At 52.7% G+C, this 24,074-nt stretch carries 28 protein-coding genes and 1 other annotated feature; of the genes, 24 read left to right on the top strand and 4 right to left on the bottom strand.

Annotated elements, in window-relative coordinates:
• Positions 1-257: 257 nt before the first annotated feature.
• The 17 genes from KNP72_RS05615 to KNP72_RS05535 all read left to right on the top strand — a co-directional run bounded on the left by KNP72_RS05615 (position 258) and on the right by KNP72_RS05535 (position 13,489).
• Positions 258-1,073 (top strand): hypothetical protein, encoded by an 816-nt coding sequence (locus tag KNP72_RS05615; protein WP_214832432.1) that lies wholly within the window; start codon positions 258-260, stop codon positions 1,071-1,073.
• Between the two features lie 4 nt (positions 1,074-1,077).
• Entirely contained in the window at positions 1,078-1,794 is a 717-nt protein-coding gene (locus tag KNP72_RS05610; RefSeq protein ID WP_214832430.1) for a hypothetical protein, read from the top strand.
• An 86-nt stretch (positions 1,795-1,880) separates the two neighbouring features.
• Positions 1,881-2,117 carry a hypothetical protein gene (locus tag KNP72_RS05605; RefSeq protein ID WP_251128891.1) on the top strand — a complete coding sequence of 79 codons (237 nt, stop codon included), beginning with the start codon at positions 1,881-1,883 and terminating at the stop codon, positions 2,115-2,117.
• Positions 2,118-2,332: 215 nt separating this feature from the next.
• On the top strand, positions 2,333-2,776 hold the full coding sequence (locus KNP72_RS05600) for a hypothetical protein (protein WP_251128890.1): 444 nt from the start codon (positions 2,333-2,335) through the stop codon (positions 2,774-2,776).
• A gap of 136 nt (positions 2,777-2,912) precedes the next feature.
• A complete protein-coding gene (locus KNP72_RS05595; protein ID WP_214832429.1) occupies positions 2,913-3,749 on the top strand; it encodes a DUF2785 domain-containing protein in 837 nt (278 codons plus the stop codon).
• A 204-nt stretch (positions 3,750-3,953) separates the two neighbouring features.
• The gene (locus KNP72_RS05590) at positions 3,954-4,991 is read left to right on the top strand and encodes a rod shape-determining protein (protein ID WP_021066877.1); all 1,038 of its coding nucleotides are present in this window, start codon (positions 3,954-3,956) and stop codon (positions 4,989-4,991) included.
• 13 nt (positions 4,992-5,004) lie between these two features.
• A complete protein-coding gene (mreC, locus tag KNP72_RS05585; RefSeq protein WP_214832428.1) occupies positions 5,005-5,895 on the top strand; it encodes a rod shape-determining protein MreC in 891 nt (296 codons plus the stop codon).
• 1 nt (position 5,896) lies between these two features.
• Positions 5,897-6,391, top strand: coding sequence for a rod shape-determining protein MreD (gene mreD / locus KNP72_RS05580; RefSeq protein ID WP_214752887.1), 495 nt, complete (start codon positions 5,897-5,899; stop codon positions 6,389-6,391).
• Positions 6,392-6,396: 5 nt separating this feature from the next.
• Positions 6,397-7,065 (top strand): septum site-determining protein MinC, encoded by a 669-nt coding sequence (locus tag KNP72_RS05575; RefSeq protein WP_251026138.1) that lies wholly within the window; start codon positions 6,397-6,399, stop codon positions 7,063-7,065.
• A gap of 5 nt (positions 7,066-7,070) precedes the next feature.
• Entirely contained in the window at positions 7,071-7,928 is an 858-nt protein-coding gene (gene minD, locus KNP72_RS05570) for a septum site-determining protein MinD (RefSeq protein ID WP_051627738.1), read from the top strand.
• A gap of 42 nt (positions 7,929-7,970) precedes the next feature.
• Complete coding sequence (locus KNP72_RS05565; RefSeq protein WP_214832427.1) at positions 7,971-9,296, top strand: ribonuclease E/G; 1,326 nt, start codon at positions 7,971-7,973, stop codon at positions 9,294-9,296.
• A gap of 55 nt (positions 9,297-9,351) precedes the next feature.
• Positions 9,352-9,423, top strand: a sequence feature (ribosomal protein L21 leader region).
• Between the two features lie 15 nt (positions 9,424-9,438).
• Entirely contained in the window at positions 9,439-9,747 is a 309-nt protein-coding gene (gene rplU / locus KNP72_RS05560) for a 50S ribosomal protein L21 (protein WP_016508528.1), read from the top strand.
• 3 nt (positions 9,748-9,750) lie between these two features.
• Entirely contained in the window at positions 9,751-10,086 is a 336-nt protein-coding gene (locus KNP72_RS05555) for a ribosomal-processing cysteine protease Prp (protein WP_031200131.1), read from the top strand.
• Positions 10,087-10,098: 12 nt separating this feature from the next.
• Positions 10,099-10,380, top strand: coding sequence for a 50S ribosomal protein L27 (gene rpmA / locus KNP72_RS05550; protein WP_016508537.1), 282 nt, complete (start codon positions 10,099-10,101; stop codon positions 10,378-10,380).
• Positions 10,381-10,455: 75 nt separating this feature from the next.
• Entirely contained in the window at positions 10,456-10,896 is a 441-nt protein-coding gene (locus KNP72_RS05545; RefSeq protein WP_214719566.1) for a Spo0B domain-containing protein, read from the top strand.
• On the top strand, positions 10,897-12,186 hold the full coding sequence (gene obgE, locus KNP72_RS05540) for a GTPase ObgE (RefSeq protein WP_214719565.1): 1,290 nt from the start codon (positions 10,897-10,899) through the stop codon (positions 12,184-12,186). It begins immediately after the preceding gene.
• Between the two features lie 16 nt (positions 12,187-12,202).
• A complete protein-coding gene (locus KNP72_RS05535; protein WP_285800942.1) occupies positions 12,203-13,489 on the top strand; it encodes a hemolysin family protein in 1,287 nt (428 codons plus the stop codon).
• A gap of 43 nt (positions 13,490-13,532) precedes the next feature.
• Here KNP72_RS05535 and KNP72_RS05530 read toward each other — a convergent pair whose 3' ends face one another.
• The 4 genes from KNP72_RS05530 to KNP72_RS05515 all read right to left on the bottom strand — a co-directional run bounded on the left by KNP72_RS05530 (position 13,533) and on the right by KNP72_RS05515 (position 16,768).
• Positions 13,533-14,309 carry an NUDIX domain-containing protein gene (locus tag KNP72_RS05530; RefSeq protein WP_214832426.1) on the bottom strand — a complete coding sequence of 259 codons (777 nt, stop codon included), beginning with the start codon at positions 14,307-14,309 and terminating at the stop codon, positions 13,533-13,535.
• A gap of 125 nt (positions 14,310-14,434) precedes the next feature.
• Entirely contained in the window at positions 14,435-15,016 is a 582-nt protein-coding gene (locus KNP72_RS05525; protein WP_214832425.1) for a DedA family protein, read from the bottom strand.
• A gap of 104 nt (positions 15,017-15,120) precedes the next feature.
• Positions 15,121-15,660: a transcription repressor NadR gene (locus KNP72_RS05520; RefSeq protein ID WP_021066889.1), complete on the bottom strand. Its 540-nt coding sequence runs from the start codon at positions 15,658-15,660 to the stop codon at positions 15,121-15,123.
• Positions 15,638-16,768, bottom strand: coding sequence for a cysteine desulfurase family protein (locus tag KNP72_RS05515; RefSeq protein ID WP_214832423.1), 1,131 nt, complete (start codon positions 16,766-16,768; stop codon positions 15,638-15,640). Before KNP72_RS05515 ends, KNP72_RS05520 begins: the two co-directional genes overlap by 23 nt.
• A 96-nt stretch (positions 16,769-16,864) precedes the next feature.
• On the opposite strand from KNP72_RS05515, the gene KNP72_RS05510 reads away from it, so the two are divergent.
• The 7 genes from KNP72_RS05510 (at position 16,865) to tgt (ending at position 24,046) form a co-directional block, all read left to right on the top strand.
• The gene (locus KNP72_RS05510) at positions 16,865-18,298 is read left to right on the top strand and encodes an L-aspartate oxidase (protein WP_214832421.1); all 1,434 of its coding nucleotides are present in this window, start codon (positions 16,865-16,867) and stop codon (positions 18,296-18,298) included.
• Positions 18,252-19,121, top strand: a complete 870-nt coding sequence (gene nadC / locus KNP72_RS05505; protein ID WP_214832420.1) for a carboxylating nicotinate-nucleotide diphosphorylase — start codon at positions 18,252-18,254, stop codon at positions 19,119-19,121. Before KNP72_RS05510 ends, nadC begins: the two co-directional genes overlap by 47 nt.
• Positions 19,084-20,163 carry a quinolinate synthase NadA gene (gene nadA, locus KNP72_RS05500; RefSeq protein WP_214832418.1) on the top strand — a complete coding sequence of 360 codons (1,080 nt, stop codon included), beginning with the start codon at positions 19,084-19,086 and terminating at the stop codon, positions 20,161-20,163. Before nadC ends, nadA begins: the two co-directional genes overlap by 38 nt.
• An 83-nt stretch (positions 20,164-20,246) precedes the next feature.
• The gene (gene ruvA / locus KNP72_RS05495; RefSeq protein ID WP_214832416.1) at positions 20,247-20,834 is read left to right on the top strand and encodes a Holliday junction branch migration protein RuvA; all 588 of its coding nucleotides are present in this window, start codon (positions 20,247-20,249) and stop codon (positions 20,832-20,834) included.
• Positions 20,835-20,844: 10 nt separating this feature from the next.
• A complete protein-coding gene (gene ruvB / locus KNP72_RS05490; RefSeq protein WP_214719557.1) occupies positions 20,845-21,840 on the top strand; it encodes a Holliday junction branch migration DNA helicase RuvB in 996 nt (331 codons plus the stop codon).
• Positions 21,841-21,860: 20 nt separating this feature from the next.
• Complete coding sequence (gene queA, locus KNP72_RS05485) at positions 21,861-22,904, top strand: tRNA preQ1(34) S-adenosylmethionine ribosyltransferase-isomerase QueA (protein WP_214832607.1); 1,044 nt, start codon at positions 21,861-21,863, stop codon at positions 22,902-22,904.
• Entirely contained in the window at positions 22,901-24,046 is a 1,146-nt protein-coding gene (gene tgt / locus KNP72_RS05480) for a tRNA guanosine(34) transglycosylase Tgt (protein WP_131471101.1), read from the top strand. The genes queA and tgt overlap by 4 nt, the downstream gene beginning before the upstream one ends.
• Positions 24,047-24,074: the final 28 nt, after the last annotated feature.

Here is a 24,074-nt window from a genome sequence, read left to right as displayed (position 1 = left end):
TGACCATTTTTATTAGGTACTAAAGCACATACATTTTGTGTACATTGTAGCGCTATGTTTATACCGAGACTTAGGAAATTCAAAAATGTAGTGTATTCTTAAATAAGAATATAAGTTCTTTGTTTATGCTTGCATACTAAAATTTTCGGTATAGGTACATTTATAGAGAATGATGTGGTAAATTATTCTAAAAGGATTAAGTTTCCACCACTTCAATTTCCCTCTCTTAATTTACCTTTTATGAAAGGGTGAATTCTATGAACATAAGCTCACTATTTAGAAAGAATAAGCAATTAATTTACTGGTTCGCATTTACAATCATTTTGGCCATTTCTTTTTTCTTAATAAGTAAATATCATACGATTATTATAGATAACTGGTATAACACAATTTTATCTATAATTGGAACTTTGGGAGCGTTAGTTACTGCTAAGGATATATCCACTAAGTTTAAAAAAACCTTATACAAAATTAAAACTACGATGATGAACAAACAGGTTTCTTGGTCTTTATTTTGCAACTATAAGGGGGAAACTATAAATAATCTTACTTTCAATTCGATTAAGAATAAGCTAAAAGAAATTGGAGATAACAACAGGGTTATTCATGAAAACAGTTGGAAAATTTCCTTAACAATTGATGGTGTTTTATTAGAATGTAGTTACAGGGAACATTTAAATACAGATATTTATTCTAGTAATGAATATCTTGGAGAAATCTCTTTGTATATCCCTGAATATCATGCTCCATATTTAGAAGCAAGTGATTTATTAGAAGAACGAATTTTTCCTATTCTTAATTATATGCATAAAGAAATTGGGAATTGTCACGAGTCTTTTTCTTTTGATGTAATTTTTAAAGATTATCATCCTTACTTGGGTTTGTATGTAAAGGACTTTAGAAAAAAAGAACATTTTACTTTTACTTGCGATTTTTCAGAAGAGTCTCCTATCAAAGGATTGGATTCGATCGGTAAAGTCACGATTACTCATAAGAAATTAACGTTGCGAGCTAAAAGTCTAAATAGTTTTTCTGGCCTAATTAAGAAGCATCTTTTTCTTGCAGGAGGATAACACGTTGGGAAAAACATATTACTTTGTCAACATGGAAGAATTTAATATCCCTGAAAATGGTTTTTTTACAGACCAACAGCTGACTTTTGGTAATTCTAGAGTTGACCCCGATCCGATAAGTTCATTAGAAATAGTGGAGGAAAATTACTACAAGGGTTGGACAAGGTTAAGAGGGATTCATGAAATGATTGATAAAACTCCAAGAAGGATGGCTGGAGAAGACGAATATCTACCACAAACAATTGTTGGTGGGGATTTAGCATTTAATTGCTTTTACAACTCAAATGATAAAATTATGATTTTAAACACATCAAAAAAAGTTGCATTAGATTTTCAGAGGAAATTGATAAATAAAAACCCTAGAGATTTTAAGCCAATTCAAAAAGAGGTAGATTTTAAACGCCTGATTTCTATGTTAAGTGACAATCAAATTGTGAACTCGTGGTTCAATAATATTGATGGCCAAGTTAAATCTGTAGGGCTTTTTGGAGAACGAGTCAATTTGGATGACACTTTTCAACGTTTTAATAATTTAGGAAATTTATCAGCAATTACAGTGGAATGGTCTTTTGTAGATTTTGATTACCCTATAAATATAATGATTACAAAAAACTGTGGAATTGTAATACACGCCAATTGGGATATCAAACGAGATTTAGATTTCTTATTTGATATGAAAAACATAATATTTTCATCAGAAGAAGTACCTGTTGAATTGTGAATTATTACTATAGCTTTATTATTGATTCAAATTTTTAATTTAAGCATTGGGTACAACTACCAATCAAATCTGGGGAGATAAAACGTTTGAAAAAACTAATAGGCATTTTGATCATTTCTCAAACAGTATTATTTGGATTGTTGCTCAACCAATTGAATCAAATTTCTCATTCTATTATTCAAGCTGGGGCTTATGTAGTCGCAAAAGAAGGTACTATGGCTTGGGGTGGGAATCTTCCAACACCATATTTTGTTTTGCTAGGTGCATTAATCATTTTGGGTGCAGTCCTAGTATTTACTGAAGACAAGAAGACGAAAAAGTAAAACAAGACTGATTCCTATAAATGCATCAGAATAACGAACGAAAACAATCTTTATGTCTGTTCATTGTTCGCTCAAACATATGGAAGTGTCAGAGCGTCTCGACAAGGCCGGTCATATTGTCAGCCTGAAGCAATGAATTTATATGAATGTTCAAAAATGGAATTTAATTTCCAAATGAAACATTCGTTTGCTATACTGACAGATGAGGTGTTCATATGGAAAAATTGATTTGGTTATTGATGCTTGTTGTCGCGCTCGTCGCCAGTTTCGTCCCGCTTGAGCCACTCGTACTGTCGCTTCTCGTGTTCGCGTTGTTCATCTTCATCAGTGTGGCGCTGTTTCAACGGTTCCAACGTGAGGATCATTGGCTCGACCGTGTCTCACCACTCGTCGGTGTCGGCATCGGGATTGTCGCATGGATCGCGTACGCTGCTCTATTTGTCGTCTGGTTTAATTCCTCGATTGACCTTCGGGCGTGGCAAGTCATCCCGCAACTCGTCTTCATGTATATCGGGATTTACTTGTTCGTCGTGACGGTGTCGAGTTTTTTGGCAGGGGCGACCCGCGTCCGTCCGTCCCGATTCTTTCGGCCGGTGCTCATCTTCTCGGTCGTCTTTTACGGATCGATGCTTTTGCTCCCGCTCCAGCCAGGTCTCTAATCTTCAACTTGTCATTCGAACGAAGCAGGCGCATCCGTGCCTGCTTTTTGTCTGTTTAGAGGAGTCATCAAACACGGTGTCGAAAATCGAGAGTATACGGTTCTATACGACCTACGAAGAGGGAATGTGATCAGATATGAATGAGGAAACTGTCTATCAGGAACGGGATTTGAAGTTGATGTTGACGGATATCAAGGACGGGACGGTTCGGTTACAGGAATTAGATGAGGAGCGGGTCATCCAATCGATGCTCCATCATATCGGATCGCCGGATGCGGAGCTTCGAGATCGGTTGATTTACACACTCTTCTATCGATTCATCATCGAAGACGAGCAACTGACGAACGAACAACTGACTGGTCTATTCAATTCGACACTCAAATACCACTTGTTCCATAGCATCGGAGAGACGGCATCCGATACCGTCTTCACACGGGCGTTCTCGACGTTATTGATCGCCTTGATTTTGTACCAAGACCGTCAACAAGGATTTTTATCGGAACCGGATCTCGAGATGTTGAAAGCGAAGCTCCTGGCATATCTCGATTGTGAAATCGATACGAGAGGGTACGTGCCCACAAAAGGTTGGGCACATTCGATCGCCCATGTGGCCGATGCCTTCGACGAGCTCGTCTTGCATCCATCCCTCGACGAGACGGAGTTCGGTGAGATCCTCGAGGCGCTGTGGGACAAAGTGATGTTTCCGACCGCTTATTTGCACGACGAGGATGAGCGCTTGCTGAATCCCATCTTCGCCTTGCTGGAGCGCGGGATGGACGAGCACGAAATCGTCGTTCTATTAGACGGCCTGCCAGCTCAACTGAGCGCACAAAAACAGCAACTCGGGCCCGAGCAGTATTGGCACGTCGTCCACAACATGAAAACGTTTCTAAAGAGCTTCTTCGTGAAATTGTACGATGCAAACCGACCGATGCTTCAAACCGCCGTATTCGAGACGTTAAAGCAGATTTGACGAGAACCTATAAAAATCTAAGCAGGCGCTTACACGTGCTTGCTTTTTGATTTGCGTTTTTGTCGAAAAGAAGGCACACTAATATACGGTGAGACAGGACTGAGATGAACGTTATTGTAAATAACCTGTAATCGAATGAACGTTTTCAAACATGATTTTTCCGTTATAATAAAAAATAGTGTAACCAAGAGAGGAGCAGCACGTATGTTTCGTAGTTTTAACCGAGAAATCGGAATCGACCTTGGAACGGCAAATACGCTCGTTTATGTAAAAGGTCAAGGCATCGTTGTTCGTGAACCGTCGGTAGTGGCGTTCCGTACAGATACAGGTAGAATTGAGGCCGTGGGTAACCAGGCCAAGGATATGATTGGACGTACGCCGGGTAACGTCACGGCACGCCGTCCGATGAAAGATGGGGTTATCGCCGATTTCGAAACGACAGCGACGATGATCAAATACTTCATGGAGCAAGCGCAGAAGTCGAAGAGCGGTTTGTTCTCATCGAAGACGAACGTCATGATCTGTGTGCCAAGCGGCATCACGTCAGTCGAAAAACGTGCCGTGGAAGACGCAGCCAAGCAAGCGGGCGCGCGTGAAGCGTACACGATTGAAGAACCGTTCGCGGCAGCAATTGGTGCCGGTCTCCCAGTTTGGGAACCGACAGGCTCGATGGTCGTGGATATCGGTGGCGGTACGACCGAAGTCGCAGTGATTTCACTCGGCGGCATCGTGACGAGCCAATCGATTCGTGTCGGCGGTGACGAAATGGATGACGCCATTATTCGTTACATCAAAAACAAATATAACCTCATGATCGGGGAGCGGACGTCAGAGACGCTCAAGATGGAAGTTGGTTCGGCTCGCATCGACGCTTCGAACGAAAATGAGAAAATGGAAATCCGTGGTCGCGATCTCGTGACCGGTCTTCCGAAACAAATCGAAGTCTCGGCTGCTGAAGTGTGTGAAGCACTCTCGGATACGGTCGAAGCGATCCTCGCAGGCGTGAAACAAACGCTCGAGCAGACGCCACCGGAACTTGCGGCTGACGTCATGGACCGCGGTATCGTCCTCACAGGCGGTGGAGCACTCCTTAAAAACTTGGATGACGTGATCTCGGACGAGACTCACATCCCGACACTCGTCGCGGATGAGCCGCTCGATTGCGTCGCCATCGGGACAGGAAAATCTCTTGAAATGATGGACGTCCTCCGTTCAAAATCAGGCATCTCGTCGCGTCGATGAGTGGTGACACACGATGAGCCGGTTCGTACGGAATAAAAAGCTCATCATCACGCTGATCGGTATCATCTTATTCGTAGTGATTTTAGGGGTTTCGATTCGAGGACGGTCGGAATCCGCTTGGTATCAAGACGTCACGCGTGATGTGGTCGGAACGTTCCAACGGGTGTTCACGGTGCCGATCGGCTGGATGGACAGTACCGTGTCCTCGATTTCGAACGTACGCAATATTTATGAAGAGAACCGTCAATTGAAACAACATTTGACGAAATACGCGGAAGTGTCGGTCGAAGCCGATGACCTGCGCCGTGAGAACGAAGAATTGCGGCAAATGGTCGAGGCGGCCGATACATCGCTCCGTGACTTCGATTTGATTCCCGCCGAAGTGATCGGGCGCACGCCGAACGACTGGCAGCGCTATGTGACGATCAACGTCGGGGAAGAGCGCGGTGTCGAGAAAGGCATGGCCGTCACGGCCGCCGGCGGCATGGTCGGTCGCGTCATTCAAACGAGCGCCTACACGTCGCAAGTGCAACTCCTCTCGGACAACAACCGGACGAACAATGTCTCGGCCGTCGTCAAGGACGAGGACGGCAAAGCGACTTACGGGACGATTGACGGCTTCGACAGCGAGACGAACGAGCTCTTCTTCACGAAGGTCTCGAACAGCGTCAAGTTGAAAGAAGGCGAGATCGTGTCGACGTCAGGTCTCGGTGGCCGTTATCCGGCCGGTCTTGTCATCGGAACGGTCGAGTCGATCGAGACGGATGAATATGGCGTATCTCAAGTCGCCCGCATCAAACCAGAAGCGGACTTCAATGAGTTCTCGCAAATGTTCGTCATCAATCGAACGCTCGACGAACCGTTCTTGACGGGTCCCGAGGAAGGAGGAGCAGCGGGTGAGTAACATGAAAGTGTTCATCGCCCTGTTCCTCCTCTTTCTTATTGAAGGGACATGGGCCGCCATCTTCTCGTGGCACTATGTGACGCCGTTCTTGTATTTGACATTGATCGGCTTGATGTACGTCAGTTTGTATGGTCGCTTCGAGGCGGCGTTCGGATTCGGACTCGTCTTTGGACTGTTGTATGACATCGTCTACACCGACTTGCTCGGAATTTACTTATTTACTTTTTCACTCATTCCTCTCTTAGTCAGCTTCGTGTTAAAATATATAGGTGAGAACTTCTTCTCGGTCGTCATCACGTTCACGTTTATGATTCTCGTGTTTTCTTTCGGGATCTTTAGCGTCATGACGGCGGTCGGTGGGACGACCATGACCATTCAAACACTATTAGTTGAACAGATTCCAGGGACGCTCGTCGCCAACGCCGTCGCCATCGCACTGTTATACGTGCCGATGACACGATACGTGGCGCCGCGACCTGTAGCGAAAAGAGGGTAGCCATGATGGAGCGTAAACGACATATTACGATTAAAGGACATCGCAACGGTATTGCAATCCACTTCAATCCACGGAGTGGCATCGATGAGGTGCTCGGAGAGCTTGAGGCCACGTTACAAGAAATGGAGCCGCCCTCTGGGAAGATTGCACTCAAGTTGCATGCGGGTACTCGTTATGTAGACGAGGAGCTGTCACGTCAAATTCGTGAAGTCGTCGCTCGTCATGGCGTTTTTTATATCGAGGAGCTATCGAGCGAGGTCATGTTGACCGAAGAAGCGAAAGCGACCTACGGCAAAAAGACGTTCCACTACCATAGCGGGACGATTCGAAGCGGGCAAGTGCTCGACTTTGATGGCTCGGTGCTCATTATCGGGGACATCAACCCGGGGTCCGAGGTTCGGGCGACGGGAAGTATCTATTGTTTAGGGACGATACGAGGAAATGTGCGTGCCGGTGTCGAAGGATGGGAGGAAGCGGTCATTACCGCCAGTCTGCTCCATCCGAAGTTTTTAGCGATTGGTGAACACGTGCTCGCGTCGGACGACGGCGAAGAGCTTCCGGAGATCGAGATGGGATGCGCATATCAGACAAATCAAGGTATTGAAATGACGCGTCTCCGTCAAGTCATGACTGGGCTGAAAGACGCATATGCAATGGAATTACAGAGAGGGTGAGTTAGATGGAGCAAGTAGTAGAGCCTGTACATACAGCGAAAGAAGTGAAGAAAGGTCGGGCCATCGTCGTGACGTCGGGGAAAGGTGGCGTCGGGAAGACGACCACGACCGCAAACCTCGGGACCGGCCTCGCATTGTCTGGTCACTCGGTCTGTCTCGTCGATACGGATATCGGTCTTCGTAACCTCGACATCATCTTGGGACTCGACAACCGCAGTATCTATAACCTCGTCGACGTCATCAACGGCCAATGCAAACTGCATCAGGCGCTCGTCCGTGACAAGCGGTTCGAAGAGATGTATCTCTTGCCTGCGGCCCAGTCGAAAGACAAGACATCGGTCCAACCGGAGCAAGTGAAAGAAATTATCGACCAGTTGAAGACGGAATATGATTTCGTGTTAATCGATTGCCCGGCCGGTATCGAGCAAGGCTTCATGAACGCCATCGCCGGCGCCGATGAGGCCGTCGTCGTGACGACGCCTGAGAAGGCGGCCGTTCAGGACGCGGACCGAATCATCGGGATGCTCGAGCAAGCGGAACATGTCGCTGCGCCGAAATTGATCGTCAACCGCGTCAAGAACCACCTCGTCGAATCAGGCGACATGCTCGACATCGATGACATCATGCGTATCTTGTCGATCGACCTGCTCGGCGTCGTCGTCGACGATGAAGAAGTCATCGCCGCCGCCAACCGTGGGGTGCCAGTCACGATGAACCCGGACAACAACGCCGGACAAGCGTACCGTAACATCACGCGCCGCATTCTCGGCGAGTCGGTGCCGCTCATGTCGATTCAGACCGAACAAAAACCGGTCGGCTTCTGGACGCGGCTCATGATGAAATTTGGAATGAAAAAAGCCTAAGGCAACGAAAGTTGCCTTTTTGTGTCGAAAGGAGAGACGCATATGCGATTGATCTATGAACGGACGCCATCCATCGAACGGGCCATGCTCGTTGACGGGGAACGTCTGCTCGAAGTCGAGGAACGTTTCATCGACCAATTATCGATCGGAACGATTCTCGAGGCCGCGATTGAACGGATTCACCCGTCGCTTGGCGCCGCTTTTTTGACGACCGGCGAGACGACGTTCTTCTTACCGATTGCCGAGACGTTGAAAGCGCTCGAGGCGTATCCGAACGTGCCGGCGATCGGTCAGGCGGCTGTCGTCGGCCAGAAGCGACTCGTCCAAGTGACGAAAGAAGGCATCAACGGCAAACATCATAAAGTGACGGAGAATATCCGCTTCGGCGGACGCTATATCGTCTACTTCCCATATGGACGGCGCCAGCTGTATAGCCGTAAGCTTGACCTCGTCACTCAGGACCGGTTATCAAAAGTGTTCGAGCTCGAGGAGACGGAAGGGGTGCTGTTCCGGACCGAGTCGGGGCAAGCGAGCCCGGCCGACCTTCAAGAAGAACTCGATTTGCTCCGGGCGCGTGCTGCGGACGTCATCACGGCACGCCGGGGACAAGATGAGTTGTTGTGCGAACAGTTCGTGCGACGCCATGCGGTCGAATCGGTCATGTTGAATGACAAGGAAGCGCAGGACCGGTTGACGCGGCTCGAGGTCAACGTCGAACGTCACATCGGCAAAGGTCGGATGAAAGAAGCGGTCCGGCTCGACGGGGCAATCGAGAAGCTCGGTCAGCGTGTCGTCTGGCTCGAAGGCGGTTCGTACGTCTTGATTGAACAAGTCGAGACGATGACCGTCATCGATGTTAACAGCGGCAAGAACGTCGCCGTCAAAGACAAGGGTCGCGCCGCCGACACGATTAACGAGGCCGCGCTCTACGCCGTCATGGAACAGCTTCGGTTACGCAATATCGGCGGTATGGTCGTCATCGACTTCCTGAGGGGTTCAAAGGATGGACAAGCCCGGCTCTTGAAGAAGATGAAAGAGCTCGGTGCCCGCGATCCGCGCCGTGTCGAAGTGTACGGCTTCACGCGAATGGGCTTGTTCGAGCTGTCGCGAGAACGGACCGGACGTTCGATGCAAGACCGGATGACCTATAACGGTAACCCGTCGAAGCTTGCCGTCTTCTCGCAGCTGGAGCGGGCGCTGATGGAGCTCGCGCCTCAAGCTGAGGGTGTCGTCGTGACACTCCCGAGCAAGTGGCATGACGCGTCGTGGGACGGTTTTGACTGCACGGTCTTCCTCGTCGACGGAGAACCGGAAGTGGCGTTCTACGGGACGCTCGAGGAATGTCAGAATTTCGTATCTCGTCATTGACAACGATTGAACGAGAGTGGTATTATCTATAACGTTAGTTCGTTTGGAAGCACCCAAATGGCTACAACCGCACAGAACGGGTTGAAATGGTTTCGCCCTGCCCTGGATGGCGAGTCTGAGTTTAATAAGGAGGTGCACGTATATGTACGCAATCATCAAAACTGGTGGTAAGCAAATCAAAGTTGAAGCAGGTCAAGAGATCTACATCGAAAAACTCGATGCTGATGTCGAGGGTACTGTAGAATTCGGTGAAGTTCTTTTCGTTGGTGGTGACGATGTTAAAGTCGGAGCTCCACTCGTAGAGGGCGCTAAAGTCGTAGCAACTGTCGTTAAACACGGTCGCGCGAAGAAGATCACTGTCTTCAAAATGAAAGCTAAGAAAAACTACCGTCGTAAGCAAGGTCACCGTCAGCCTTACACGAAAGTTCGCATCGAGAAAATCGAAGCGTAAGTTATGATTCGAGTAATGGTCAGACGAGACGAGACGAAGTCGATTCGTTCCGTTGAAGTGACAGGTCACGCCAACTTTGCTGAACCCGGTTCTGATTTGGTTTGTGCCGGCGTTTCTGCCATCATCTTTGGGGCATATAACGCTGTCGAGGTACTTGCCGGTCAATCGCTTCTTGTAGAAATGGCAGACAAAACAGAGGGTGGCTACTTTTATGTCGAGACATATCCTGACGTATCACCGGAGGACATGACTCGCACCCAACTGTTATTAGAAGGGATGCTCGTGCAACTAGACACGATCGCCCATAGTTACGGTGATTATATCCAAATTGAACAATAGGAGGTGGACCTCATGTTACAATTGAACCTTCAGTTCTTCGCATCGAAAAAGGGAGTAGGATCGACTAAAAACGGTCGTGACTCGATTTCGAAACGCCTCGGCGCTAAACGCGCTGACGGACAGACTGTTTCAGCTGGATCGATTCTCTACCGTCAACGCGGTACGAAAATTCACCCAGGTGAAAACGTCGGCCGTGGTGGCGACGACACATTGTTTGCAAAAGTTGACGGCGTAGTACGCTTCGAGCGTCTTGGTCGCGACAAGAAACAAGTGAGCGTTTACCCAGTTGCGTAAGTAGAACCACGCAGAAGACTCTAGCCACTTATTTGGTTAGAGTCTTTTTTACTAGTTTTACTAGGAGAGGATTGCATGAACCCACAAGCAGCACTGAAACTATTATCGACCGTCCGTCACGAATGGATGAATCGGCTTCAGATGATCTCTTTGTACGCGGCGCTCGAGCCTGAAAAACTTGAGGAGCTGTATGAGCGATATCGTCAGCACGCCGACGAGGAGAGTGCGCTCATTCGCTTGGACATGCCGACGACGAGTCTCGTCCTCATGCAAGCGAACTGGGAAGGGCGGTTGACCTATAAGGTATCGACCGACCGCGTGTCGCTAGACGACGCGCGCGTGGCGGACAAGCTTGTCCGTCTTCTGTCAGGAACGGATGGACCGATTCATGTGACGTTCACGGACGGACTGATGGTCCGCGTCTTCGGTCACGTACCGGAAGACGTGTTCACGTCAGATGAAGTGTACGAGCAAACAGTAGAATGTTCTACGTTCGTTATAAAGGAGGGGAATTAAATGTTTGTCGATCAGGTTAATATTTTTGTAAAAGCTGGAGACGGCGGTAAAGGGATGGTTGCATTCCGCCGCGAGAAGTATGTTCCAGACGGTGGACCAGCAGGAGGAGACGGAGGTCACGGTGGTGACGTCGTCTTTGAAGTAGAAGAAGGATTACGTACACTCGTTGATTTCCGATTCTCGAAAAAGTTCATCGCCCATGACGGTGAAAAAGGGATGTCGAAAGGCATGCACGGACGAAAAGCGAAGCCGCTCGTCGTCAAAGTCCCACCAGGTACGATCGTGTTCGATGCACAAACAGATACGGTCATCGCCGACCTTACCGAGCACGGCCAACGGGCCACGATCGCCAAAGGTGGACGTGGGGGCCGCGGGAACTGTCGTTTTGCGACGCCATCTAACCCGGCACCAGAGATCGCCGAGAACGGGGAGCCAGGTCAAGAGCGTGAATTGCGTCTTGAGTTGAAATTGCTCGCCGACGTCGGTCTTGTCGGATTCCCGTCAGTCGGGAAATCGACGCTCTTGTCAGTCGTCTCGTCGGCACGCCCGAAAATCGGCGCGTATCACTTCACGACGATCACACCGAACCTCGGTGTCGTCAAGACGGCAGACGACCGTGACTTCGTCATGGCCGACCTTCCTGGACTCATCGAAGGGGCGAGCCAAGGCGTCGGCCTCGGTCACCAATTCTTGCGTCACATCGAGCGGACGAAAGTCATCGTCCACATGATCGATATGAGTGGCATGGAAGGGCGCGACCCGTTCGAAGACTACACGACAATCAACCGCGAACTCGAGTCGTACAACTTACGTCTCCTCGAGCGTCCGCAAATCGTTGTCGCCAACAAGATGGACATGCCGGATGCGCCGGAATTACTTGAAGAGTTCCAGAAGAAAATTGGAGACGACGTCAAAGTCTTCCCGATTTCGGCACTCGCCAAAGAAGGACTTCGCAACCTGCTCATCGAAGTAGCTAACCTTGTAGACTCGACACCTGAGTTCCCACTCGAAGAGCTCGAAGAGAAGACGGCCACACCACGTGTCGTTTATCGTTACGAGAAGGAAGAGAAGGGATATCAGATTCATATTGATGACTACGACCGCTTCGTCATCACGGGACCTCGTATCGAGAAGCTCTTCAAGATGACGAACTTCGATCACGACGAATCAATCAAACGATTTGCGCGTCAAATGCGTCAAATGGGCGTCGATGACGACCTTCGCAAGTTAGGTGCCGAAGACGGCAGCGTCGTCGCCATCCTAGACTTTGAATTCGAGTTCGTCGAATAATCTTTTTAATTAGGAAATGGAGTGTGACGTAAACGTGGACCCTGTGCCCTCGTCTAGTTTAATTCTTTATGTAGTTTTAGTTATGTTGTCAGCCTTTTTCTCTTCTGCCGAAACTGCGCTCTCGAGCGTGAACCGTGTCCGGATGATTCGGATGTCGGAAGATGGGGACAAGGGCGCCAAGCGCGTCCTTCACCTCGTCGACCGCTTCGACGATACGCTCTCGACGATTCTCGTCGGGAACAACATCGTCAATATCGGGGCAGCGACCGTTTCGACGGCCATCGCCACGAGTATTTACTCGGGTGGGACTGGGCTCCTTATCTCGACGTTCGCTACGACCGTCATCATCTTGATTTTCGGAGAGATTCTGCCGAAGTCGCTCGCAAAAGAGTTCGCCGAGAAATATTCGCTACTCATCAGCGGCATCTTACTGTTCCTCGTCAAAATCTTGAAGCCAATCACGATGATTTTTGGTGGTTTGAAAAAATTGGTGCTCCGCCTATTCGGAATGAGCACCAAAGAACCGTCGGTAACGGAGGAAGAATTGAAAGTGCTCGTTGATATGGGAGAAGAAGAAGGGGTGCTCGGCGAGACCGAAGCGGAACTCGTGCACAGTGCCTTCGCCTTCAACGATATCACTGTCGACGACGTGTTGACGCCGCGGATTGATATCCTCGCTGTCGACATCGATGATACGCTCGAAGAAATCAAGAACACGATCTTTAGCGGTGGGCACTCCCGTCTGCCGGTATATAAAGACTCGATTGACAACGTCATCGGGGTGTTGTCAGAACGTGATTTCCTTCGTTCGATGATGAGTGATGAAGTGACGGACGTCCGTTCGCTCATTCGACCGCTCACCTACGTATCACCGCAGACAAAATTGATTGAACTGCTTCCTGTACTCCAGCAAAAACAATCGCACATGGCAATCGTCCTCGACGAGTTCGGCGGGACGGCCGGCCTCATTACACTCGAAGACATGCTCGAGGAGCTCGTCGGAGACATTTGGGATGAGCACGATGAGTCAATCGTCTATCTCAAACGACTCCGTGACGGGGTCTACGAGTGTATGGCCGACATGGATGTCGATGAGTTTGCGGACGAGATGGGAATTAAAGAACCTGAAGTAGATGCCAACACGATGGGTGGTTGGATCGTCGAACTGTTAGGAGACATTCCAGAGAAAGGTGCGCGTGTCACGTATGAAGACATGACATTCACCGTTCTCCACGTCGAAAAGCGTCGGATTCGCAAGTTGCTCGTCGAAACGGGTCAATCCGAAGCGGCGGAACAAGCGTAAACGAATAAAGGAGGGATCGCCAACCGGCGGTCCCTCCTTTTGTTTATACCGTATGATGGCGCTCGACGCGTTCGAGCAGCTCGTAAGGGCGTACTTTATAGATGGCGTGCGGCATATACGTCGGATCGATCGCATCAAGTAGGCGCATTTGGAAATGATCGCGCTTGATATAGTCGCCGACGTTCGAGGCGTCAACCTTGAAGAAGCCGACTTCTTGCGTCTCGCCTTCTTGCGGTTGCAGGTCACCCGAGATGTAACGGGCGCGGAACGTGACACAGAGCACGCGGGAGGACACGTTTTGATAGATGCCGGTGATCCCGTCAACCTCAATCTCAATGCCGGTCTCTTCTTTCACTTCGCGATGGACGGCGTCGACGATCGACTCATGCTCTTCGACTTGCCCGCCTGGCATCTCATACGTGTCGTTTCGATGCGTGTTCTGCACGAGGAGCACCTCACCGTCGGCGTTCGTGACGTAAGCGGTCACGGAGACGATGGTGCGCGGCGGTGTGTAGTGACCGGTCGGCATCATGAACTCTTCGCTCGACTTGATATATAAATCTTTGCCGAGGCGGGCCCGCTTCTTCATCGCCTCGCGGCGGAGACCGCTCGAGCGGTAATCGCGTTCGACTTGTTCGTAGTGCTCACGGTCACGGTATTCCCAGAGGGCCATGACCTCATCCTTGTCTTCGGTCACCCAACGACCGACGAGACGGGCGCCGTGCGATACCTGAATCGGATACAGGTATGTATGGAAAAACTCGGTGAATTCATCTAAGCGTTCAGGACGGATGGTGTACGTTTTTCGACGATGGAACATGGTAATTCCTCCTTTGAAGGTGGCTGTCTCTATTCCGAGAAAAAAACGCTTTCCTCACTGTTCTTAATTCGGTACTATATTCGTTTTTCCCTCTATTCAAAAAAAGTCAGCTCGAGCGAATCTGCTCAGGCTGACTTTTTGAATAGACGTGGATTCGCGCGGATATAGCGGATGAGGACATATAGTCCGATGGCGATGCCGACATACGGCAAGAACCCGTGCGTGACTTCACCGATATGACGCCAATTGCTGCCGAGTATCATCCCGAGTTTGACGAACACGAACGACCAGACGGCGAAGACGACGACGGTTACCGTCAAAAACTTTCGGAACGACAAGCGCATGACACCGGCGCTGACGGCGAATAGCTGGCGCCAAATGACGCTCAAACAGACTATCCAGGCGCCATACGTCTCGAACCATGTTTCGGCGCGTTGTTGCTTCGCCTCACTGATGCGAAATGACTTGTAGAGCCGAAGGGCGACAGGACGACCACCATAGCGGCCAATCCAATAGAGAACGATTTGACTGAGGACGAACGCCGACCACGCGAGGAGGAAGACGAGCAGGAACGAGACGTCGAGAGAACCAATCAAGTGGCCCCCGTAGGCGAGCACGAGCTCGTTCGGGATGAATTGGATGAAGATGCCGAGCGGGACGCTGAAGACGCCGCAGTCGAGCAACAGTTGTTCAAAGAAATGCCACATGACCGTTCCCTCCTTTCCAAATTTTGTACGGTCTTTGTTCCATCCATCAGTATAACGGACATGGACCGAAAGCAAAAGAAAAGATGTCACGTATTTGTGACATCTTAGTCGAGCTCGGAGACGAGGACGCCGAGCCGTTCGAGTTCCGAGACGGCGGCATCGATGGCATCTTCGCTATCGGCCTCGAGCGTGTGGATATGCAAGCCACCCGTCAAATGCGACAGCGGGGCGGCCTGATTCGCCTCGACCCGTTCGAGGAAGGCACGGACGTCGCGACGACTCTTCACCATCAACTGGCCCGTCAACGAACCGTAGACCGGATGATCGATGATGACGTCGCGAATCGTGACGCCTTCGTCGACGATGGCGTTCATTTCGGCCTCCATGGCCTCGGCCTCGTGACGACAGACGATTTTACGGGTGTAGGCGGACGGTGACGACTCGCCCGGTAGATAGACGTATCCACGGGCGGTCGCGACGATTTGATGGCCCTTCGCCTTCAAGAGCGACAAGTCTTGGACGACGACTTGTCGGCTGACGGCGACGCGGCGGGCGAGCTCGGAGCCGGTGATCGGCTCGGAACTCTGTTCAATCATTTCCAATAATGTGCGCCGGCGTTCTTCACCGGCTAAGCGTTTGTTCATAAGATCCAACTCTCCTTGCTAAAGTGACGATGGCTTCGGCGAGCGCCGTCGTGGCCTCGACGGTCGTGTCTTCGCCGAAGGAAATGCGGACGAGGCCGTGGCAGGCGCTCGTCTCATAGCCGAGTGACTCGAGCATCCGGTTCGGTCCGTTCTGGCCGGCCCGACAGGCCGAGCCTGCCGAGACTTGGAAGCCGAGCCCGTCGAGTTCGGTCATCCACCATTGTCCGTCCCGCTGATTCGAGACGAACGAGAAGATGGCGGGACTCTGCTGGTCGAACTCGAGCCAGTCCACGTAAGACGATGTCTTCTCTTTCAAGATAGCACGAAACGCCAAGAAATTTCTTTCATGACGTGTCCGTGCCTCGTGCCGGTCGGTGAACGCTTTAACGAATGCACAGATGCCGGGGACGTCAATCGTGCCGGGACGAATGCCGTACTGGTGGTGTCCCGGATAGTAGGGCGGTGGCAACAGCCGTTCCATATAGAGGCCGCCGACGCCTTTTGGACCGCCGACCTTATGGGCGCTGAACGAATAGGCGTCAATCCCGTCGACCGAGACAGGAATCTTGCCGAGCGCCTGGACGCCGTCGATATGGAGCAACACTTTCTTATATTTCAATTGGCAGAGGATGTTGTGGAGCGGCAGCGTCCATCCGGTATCGGAGTTGACGTGCTGGAACGTCACGAGCCCGATATCACGGTCGAGCAGACGCGTGAACGTCTCTTGGTCGAAGCGACCGTCTTTTAGTTTCAGCCGATGGACGGTCACGCCTTCCGCTTCCCATTCGTCGAGAAGGAGGGCGACCGAGTCGTGCTCTTGCCACGACGTGATGACTTCACTGCCTTTCATGCGCTTACGGAGACTCGTTAGCGCGATATAGTTGCTCTCCGAGCCGCTCCCGGTGAAGAGCAGCTTCCCGCGGAGCATGTCGAGCCCGAGTGCCTGCTTGACCAGACGCCTGGCCTCGGTCAAGTAATCTTCGGCCATGTATCCGTGCGTGTGGAGGGAAGACGGGTTACCGTATACGCTCCGCGCCATGGTGACGTAATGGTCGAGGGCGGATTTTGTCATCGGGTGCGTCGCCGCATAATCAAAGTAACGGTTCATCGTAAAGTTCCCCTTTTCTTATGTTGTCTTCTTCACAAAATTATGCGAAACTAGTTTACAAGTCAACATTACATATGAAAAACAGGTGATATACAGATGTCTTTACAGTTTGAACGGGTCGATGTTTTGATTATCGGGGCCGGCTTGGCCGCCGTGACGGTCGCCCTCCATCTGCCCCGGACGTTGAACGTCCTGCTCGTCTCCAAGCACGAAGTGACGAGTGCGAACTCGGACTTGGCCCAGGGTGGCATCGCGAGCTCGTACTTGGAACCGTCGAGCGTCGACCATGAGCGGGATACGCTCGTCGCCTCGAAACTCGCGGCTGTGCCCGACCGTGTCTACACACTCGTCGAGGAAGGGCGGACGGCGATTCAAGAGCTGGAGCGTTTCGGCGTCGTCTTCGACCGCGACGCGACTGGCTACGTGGTCGGTCGGGAAGGCGCCCATGGCATGAATCGAATCTTTCACGTCGGTGGCGATGAGACGGGACGACACGTGATGGCGACGCTTCGGCGTCAACTGCCGGACAATGTGACCGTCATGGAGCACGTCCTGATCGATGCATTGACCAAAAGCGACGGCCATGTGAGCGGGGCGACCGGTTTCAACGGGGAGACGCGCCTCCATGTTCAGGCCGGGGCCGTCGTCCTCGCGACCGGTGGCATCGGCGGTCTGATCGACTGGACGTCGAACTGTCGCTCGGTCACAGGAGACGGTCTCGTCTTGGCGGGAGCCGTCGGGGCACGGCTCACAAACTTGTCCCGGATTCAGTTTCATCCGACGCTGCTCGCCGTCGATTCACCCCATCTCGTGACGGAAGCGCTGCGCGGGGCGGGAGCAACGCTCGTCGACATGTCCGGGAACCACGTGATGGGACAACATTCGCTCGGTAGCCTCGCCCCGAGGGATGAGGTCGCCCGTGTGCTCACGAACCATGTCGGACCGGTGTACTTGGATACGAGCCGTGTCGAACGGCTCGATGAGCGGTTCCCGAAACTGGTGGCGACATGCGACGCGCACGGCATCGACATCCAGCGCATCCCGGTCCGGCCGGGACTACATTTCCATATGGGCGGTGTCGACGTCGACGCCTATGGACGAACGACGGTAGCGGGACTATATGCGGTCGGTGAGGTCGCCGATACGGGCGTCCATGGGATGAATCGACTTGCGTCAAACTCGTTACTCGAATGCTGGGTGTTCGGGAAGCGGGTGGCGGCGGCGATGGCAGTGGAGGAGAAGCCGTTCACGGTGAACGAGACGACCGCGTTTGAGGTTTCGACGGATCTGTTCGGCCGCTATCGGCAACAGATTGGGGAATGGCTGACAATCTCGCCGCAACTCGGCAAAATCGTAAGTTTCTTAGAAAATACCCAACAACTGCCACGGACGAAACACGTGACAAGACAATTAAGTGAACAGACATTGAGTTTAGAGGCGGCGCGGCTTTTGGCCCGAGCCATGATGAGGACGGAGGATGGTTATGAACAAGATCGCTTTGCGCGAACAGCTGACGGCATTTCTACATGAGGACATCGGCTTCGGCGATATTTCGAGCGGACTGATCGATCAGCGCGAGACGTCGTTCGCCATGGTCACCGCCAAAATGGATGGGGTATTCTGTGGCATGGACGTCGTGCTGGAGCTGGCCCAGATGCAACGGCTCGTCGTCGAGTCATGCCAACCGGACGGCACGGTTGTCTCCGTCGGGGATGAACTGTTCACGTTGCGGGGCAAGACACGGACGCTCCTCGAGACGGAACGGGTGCTGTTGAACCTCGTCCAACATTTGAGCGGGATCGCCACGATGACGCGGCGCTGCGTCGAACAGCTCAATGACCCGACGATCGCCGTCACCGATACGCGTAAGACGACACCAGGACTTCGCATGCTCGAGAAGCACGCCGTTCGTTCGGGTGGTGGGAAGAACCACCGGCTCCGGCTCGACGATGCCGTCATGATTAAAGACAACCACATTACGGCACTCGGTGGGATCACGAACGCGGTCGCCCGGGCCCGGATGCTCGCTGGCCACACGACGCCGATTGAAGTCGAGGTCGAGACGCTCGAACAGTTGCATGAGGCGATCAAGGCGGACGCCGACATCATCATGTTCGACAACCGGACGCCAGAAGAACTGAAGGCGTGGCGCGCGCTCGTCCCAAGTCATATCAAGACGGAGGCGTCAGGCGGTATCACTGTCGAGACGATCGCCTCGTATCGCGGTACGGGCGTCGACGTCATCTCAATCGGGCAGTTGACCCATTCGGTGACGGCGCTCGATTGTAGTTTAAATCTCGTAGGAGGAATCAAACATGCAGTTACTCGGAACGATGCCAGCGCTATACGCTGAATTGACGGTTGAACAGATGGAACAACGGATCAAAGCCATCAAGGCACGGCTCGGCAGCCGCCTGTTTTTACCGGCTCACCATTATCAAAAGGACGAGGTCGTCCAGTTCGCGGACGCGACCGGAGATTCGCTCCAGCTCGCACGGCTTGCCGAACAGATGAACGAGGCCGAATTCATCGTCTTCTGTGGCGTCCACTTCATGGCCGAGACGGCCGACATGTTGACGCGTGACGACCAGCTGGTCATTTTGCCGGATATGCGGGCCGGGTGTTCGATGGCCGATATGGCTGATATCGATCAAACAGAAATCGCATGGGAAGAATTGACGGACACGTTCGGCGACAGTATCGTCCCGATCACATACGTCAACTCGACAGCGGCCATCAAGGCGTTCGTCGGCAAACATGGCGGGGCAACGGTCACGTCGTCCAATGCCCATGACATCGTGCGCTGGGCACTCGAAGCGGGCGAACGGATCTTGTTCTTACCGGACCAGCATCTCGGACGCAACACGGCATATGACTTGGGCGTGCCGCTTGAGGCGATGGCCGTCTGGGACCCGCTCCGGGAGCGACTCGTCTATGAAGGCGATATTGAGGATGTCCGCGTCATTCTATGGAAAGGGCACTGCTCGGTCCATGAGAAGTTCAATGTCGCCCAAATCGAGGCGTTACGGAAGAACGACCCGGAACGACGCATAATCGTCCATCCCGAGTGCACGTTCGATGTCGTGCAGGCAGCGGACGAGGCCGGGTCGACGTCATATATCATCGACCAGATCGAGGCGAGCGCGCCGGGGACGAAGTGGGCCGTCGGCACCGAGATGAACTTGGTCAACCGTCTTGCGGCGACGCACCCCGAGCTCGACATCATTTCGCTCAACCCGTACATGTGTCCGTGCTTGACGATGAACCGCATCGACTTGCCGCATCTGCTCTGGGCACTCGAGTCGCTCGAGACGGATCCGGTCAACCTCATCCGCGTCGATTCAGAGACGACAAAATGGGCGACACTCGCCTTGGAACGGATGCTCGCACGCTAAGGACAGGCAATCGCCTGTCCTTTTTTCGTGGCGACGGTTATGGTACAATGAATGCAGTTTTCCCACGAAGAGGAGATATGACCGTGATTGAATTCGTAAAAGGCTCCGTCGCCTATGTGTGCGCGGAATATATAACGTTGGATGTTTCGGGCGTCGGCTACAAAGTACATGTGCCTAACCCGTTTTTTTATCGTGAACAAGACGAACATGTAATCGTGTTTACGCACCATTACGTACGTGAAGACCAACAGACGCTGTACGGTTTCCGCTCACGCCGCGAACGTGAACTGTTCAATAAACTGCTCGGCGTCAACGGCATCGGACCGAAAGGCGCGCTCGCCATCGTCGCCTCGGGCGATATGGATGCGCTCATCGACGCGATCGAGACCGAGAACGAGAAGTACTTGATTAAGTTCCCGGGTGTCGGCAAGAAGACGGCCAAACAGATGGCGCTCGACCTGAAAGGCAAGCTATCCGAGCTCGCCCCGGACTACGTGCCGAACACGGGACTGTTCGCCCAAGGCGCGTCCGAACTCGACGAGGCGTGCGAGGCGCTCGCCGCACTCGGTTATTCGGAGCGTGAAATCACACGTGTCCGCAAGGAATTGAACTCAGAAATATTGACGACAGACGCTTACATAAAGCGCGCCCTGCAATTGCTATTGAAATAAGGAGGAGACCATGGACGAACGATTGTTGTCACAATCCCATCAACAATATGAAGACTCAGAAGAGTGGAGCTTGCGTCCGCAAAAGTTCGAGCAGTACATCGGACAGGAGAAGGCGAAAGGTAACTTGTCGATCTTCATCCAAGCCGCGAAGCTACGAAGCGAGACGCTCGACCACGTCCTCCTCTACGGTCCCCCGGGACTCGGAAAGACGACGCTCGCCCAAATCATCGCCAACGAGATGGGCGTCGGCATCAAGACGACGGCCGGCCCGGCCATTGAACGTCCGGGAGACCTGGCCGCGATTCTGTCGACGCTCGAACCGGGCGACGTCCTGTTCATCGATGAGATTCATCGCTTGAGCCGCACGATTGAAGAGATTCTCTATCCGGCGATGGAGGACTACTGTCTCGACATCGTCTACGGACAAGGCGAGATGGCACGTAGCGTCCGCATCGATTTGCCGCCGTTCACGCTCGTCGGGGCGACGACGCGGGCCGGGATGTTATCGGCCCCGCTCCGGGACCGCTTCGGTGTGACGCTCAAGCTCGAATATTATGAGACGCATGAACTCGCCGCCATCGTCAGCCGGACAGCGCAACTGTTCCGCCTGTCGATTTCACCAGAGGCGAGCGGCGCCATCGCGAAACGTTCCCGCGGCACGCCGCGAATCGCCAACCGGCTATTGCGCCGTGTCCGTGACTTCGCCCAAGTGGCCGGGACGAAAGAAATCGATCCGGCCATGGCTTCAAGCGCGCTCGACCGATTGCACGTCGATGCCCTCGGGCTCGATGAAGTCGACCACCGGCTGTTACGGGCGATGGTCGAACGGTTCGGAGGCGGACCGGTCGGACTCGAGACGCTTGCCGCGACGATCGGGGAAGACGCCCAGACGATCGAGGACGTGTATGAGCCGTACTTGTTGCAGCAAGGTTTTCTGCAACGGACGCCGCGAGGCCGCATGATCACCCAGTACGCAAAGACGCATTTTGGCTATGAAGAGGAGTAAACGATATGCAAGACATTCAATTGAACGTAAACGATTATGATTTTCACTTACCGGAAGAACTGATCGCCCAAGTACCGCTCCTCGATCGGACGAGCTCACGACTGCTCGTCCTCGACCGCGACACGGGCGACATCGAGCATCGTCACTTCCGCGACGTGCTCGACTATTTGCAGGCAGGCGACGCCCTCGTCGTCAACGACTCGCGCGTGCTCCCGGCCCGACTGTTCGGGGCGAAGCAAGAGACGGGCGGGAAGGTCGAGCTGCTCTTACTCAAACAGACGGAAGATGACGTCTGGGAAGCGCTCGTCAAACCGGCGAAGAAAGTCCGCGTCGGCGCCATCATCGAGTTCGGCAACGGATTGCTCCGGGCCGAATGCGTCGAAGAGCTGCCGGAAGGGGGACGCCGCTTCAAGTTCGACTACGACGGCATCTTTTATGAGATTTTAGACGAGCTCGGCACGATGCCGCTCCCGCCATACATCCGTGAACAGCTAGACGACCAGGACCGTTATCAGACGGTGTACGCCCGTGAACGCGGGAGTGCGGCCGCCCCGACGGCAGGTCTTCACTTCACGGAAGAATTGCTCGCAGCGGCAGAGGCGAAAGGGGTCAAGTTGATTCCGCTCACGCTCCACGTCGGTCTCGGCACGTTCCGTCCCGTCACGGCGGATACGATTGAAGAGCACACGATGCACAGTGAGTATTTCGAGTTGTCGGCCGCTTCGGCCGAGGCACTTCGCGACGTCCGTGCAAACAGCGGGCGCGTCTTCGCGGTCGGCACGACATCGACCCGGACGCTCGAGACGATCGTGCGTGACCACGGGGATTTCGTCGAGTCATCGGGCTGGACGGACATCTTTATCTACCCGGGCGTCGCGTTGAAGGCGATTGATGGACTGATCACGAACTTCCATCTGCCGAAGTCGACACTCGTCATGCTCGTCTCGGCGTTCGCGTCGCGCGACATCATCTTGAACGCGTACCGCACGGCGGTACAAGAACGTTACCGCTTCTTCAGCTTTGGAGACGCGATGCTCATCACGAGGAAGGAAGAGAATAAATGACCAAACACGCAGTCACATACGAACATATCCACACATGTAAACAGACGGGAGCGCGGCACGGGATCGTCCATACGCCGCACGGCTCGTTCGAGACGCCGGTCTTCATGCCGGTCGGCACGCAGGCGACCGTCAAGACGATGGCCCCGGAGCAAGTCAAGGCGATGGGCGCCAACATCATCCTCTCGAACACGTACCACCTTTGGATCCGTCCAGGACACGAAGTCGTCAAACAAGCCGGCGGCCTTCATAAGTTCATGAACTGGGACGGCGCGATTTTGACGGACTCGGGCGGCTTCCAAGTCTTCTCGCTCGCCGACCTTCGTAACATCCAAGAAGAAGGCGTCCATTTCCGCAACCACTTGAACGGCGACAAGTTGTTCTTGTCACCGGAGAAAGCGATGGAGATTCAAAACGCGCTCGGTTCGGATATCATGATGGCGTTCGACGAGTGCCCGCCGTTCCCAGCGACACATGAGTACATGAAGAAGTCGGTCGAGCGGACGAGCCGTTGGGCTGAGCGTTGCCTCGCGGCACATGAGCGTCCACAAGATCAGGCGTTGTTCGGGATCATTCAGGGCGGTGAGTACGAAGATCTCCGTCGTCAAAGTGCGGCCGACCTCGTCTCGCTTGATTTCCCAGGCTATGCCGTCGGCGGATTATCGGTCGGCGAACCGAAAGACGTCATGTACCGTGCCCTCGAGTTCACGACGCCGTTCATGCCGGAGAACAAGCCGCGCTACTTGATGGGCGTCGGTTCACCGGATGCGTTGATTGAAGGCTCGATTCGCGGCATCGACATGTTCGACTGCGTATTGCCGACCCGGATCGCCCGCAACGGGACGCTCATGACATCGAAAGGCCGTGTCACGATTAAACATGCGAAGCATAAGACGGACTTCGGCCCGATCGATGAGAAGTGCGACTGCTACACGTGTAAGAACTATTCACGCGCGTACGTCCATCACTTGATTCGTGCTGATGAGATGTTCGGGCTTCACCTCTGCTCGACACACAACCTTCACTTCCTCGTGAACTTGATGAGTCAAGTGCGCCAAGCCATCCGCGAAGACCGACTCTTGGACTTCAAGGAAGAGTTTTTCGAAGAATATGGGTATAACAAACCAAACGCCAAGAATTTCTAATTGTTCTGACAGCGATTATGTGACAACG

The sequence above is a fragment of the Exiguobacterium sp. s152 genome, from assembly GCF_018618335.1.
Lineage (GTDB): Bacteria > Bacillota > Bacilli > Exiguobacteriales > Exiguobacteriaceae > Exiguobacterium > Exiguobacterium chiriqhucha.
The sequence above is the reverse complement of the archived record's forward strand: the minus strand, read 5'-3'. Positions and strand labels throughout refer to the sequence as shown.

Bases quoted from the DNA above. Each gene is read 5' to 3' on its own strand.
- mreC (WP_214832428.1), top strand. From the start codon at position 5,005: ATGAGCCGGTTCGTACGGAATAAAAAGCTCATCATCACGCTGATCGGT.
- mreD (WP_214752887.1), top strand. From the start codon at position 5,897: ATGAAAGTGTTCATCGCCCTGTTCCTCCTCTTTCTTATTGAAGGGACA.
- KNP72_RS05595 (WP_214832429.1), top strand. From the start codon at position 2,913: ATGAATGAGGAAACTGTCTATCAGGAACGGGATTTGAAGTTGATGTTG.
- KNP72_RS05520 (WP_021066889.1), bottom strand. From the start codon at position 15,660: ATGAACAAACGCTTAGCCGGTGAAGAACGCCGGCGCACATTATTGGAA.
- KNP72_RS05615 (WP_214832432.1), top strand. From the start codon at position 258: ATGAACATAAGCTCACTATTTAGAAAGAATAAGCAATTAATTTACTGG.
- KNP72_RS05600 (WP_251128890.1), top strand. From the start codon at position 2,333: ATGGAAAAATTGATTTGGTTATTGATGCTTGTTGTCGCGCTCGTCGCC.
- rpmA (WP_016508537.1), top strand. From the start codon at position 10,099: ATGTTACAATTGAACCTTCAGTTCTTCGCATCGAAAAAGGGAGTAGGA.
- KNP72_RS05515 (WP_214832423.1), bottom strand. From the start codon at position 16,768: ATGAACCGTTACTTTGATTATGCGGCGACGCACCCGATGACAAAATCC.
- tgt (WP_131471101.1), top strand. From the start codon at position 22,901: ATGACCAAACACGCAGTCACATACGAACATATCCACACATGTAAACAG.
- rplU (WP_016508528.1), top strand. From the start codon at position 9,439: ATGTACGCAATCATCAAAACTGGTGGTAAGCAAATCAAAGTTGAAGCA.
- KNP72_RS05535 (WP_285800942.1), top strand. From the start codon at position 12,203: ATGGAGTGTGACGTAAACGTGGACCCTGTGCCCTCGTCTAGTTTAATT.
- KNP72_RS05510 (WP_214832421.1), top strand. From the start codon at position 16,865: ATGTCTTTACAGTTTGAACGGGTCGATGTTTTGATTATCGGGGCCGGC.
- KNP72_RS05575 (WP_251026138.1), top strand. From the start codon at position 6,397: ATGGAGCGTAAACGACATATTACGATTAAAGGACATCGCAACGGTATT.
- obgE (WP_214719565.1), top strand. From the start codon at position 10,897: ATGTTTGTCGATCAGGTTAATATTTTTGTAAAAGCTGGAGACGGCGGT.
- nadA (WP_214832418.1), top strand. From the start codon at position 19,084: ATGCAGTTACTCGGAACGATGCCAGCGCTATACGCTGAATTGACGGTT.
- KNP72_RS05530 (WP_214832426.1), bottom strand. From the start codon at position 14,309: ATGTTCCATCGTCGAAAAACGTACACCATCCGTCCTGAACGCTTAGAT.
- KNP72_RS05555 (WP_031200131.1), top strand. From the start codon at position 9,751: ATGATTCGAGTAATGGTCAGACGAGACGAGACGAAGTCGATTCGTTCC.
- minD (WP_051627738.1), top strand. From the start codon at position 7,071: ATGGAGCAAGTAGTAGAGCCTGTACATACAGCGAAAGAAGTGAAGAAA.
- KNP72_RS05590 (WP_021066877.1), top strand. From the start codon at position 3,954: ATGTTTCGTAGTTTTAACCGAGAAATCGGAATCGACCTTGGAACGGCA.
- KNP72_RS05545 (WP_214719566.1), top strand. From the start codon at position 10,456: ATGAACCCACAAGCAGCACTGAAACTATTATCGACCGTCCGTCACGAA.
- ruvB (WP_214719557.1), top strand. From the start codon at position 20,845: ATGGACGAACGATTGTTGTCACAATCCCATCAACAATATGAAGACTCA.
- KNP72_RS05565 (WP_214832427.1), top strand. From the start codon at position 7,971: ATGCGATTGATCTATGAACGGACGCCATCCATCGAACGGGCCATGCTC.
- nadC (WP_214832420.1), top strand. From the start codon at position 18,252: ATGAACAAGATCGCTTTGCGCGAACAGCTGACGGCATTTCTACATGAG.
- KNP72_RS05525 (WP_214832425.1), bottom strand. From the start codon at position 15,016: ATGTGGCATTTCTTTGAACAACTGTTGCTCGACTGCGGCGTCTTCAGC.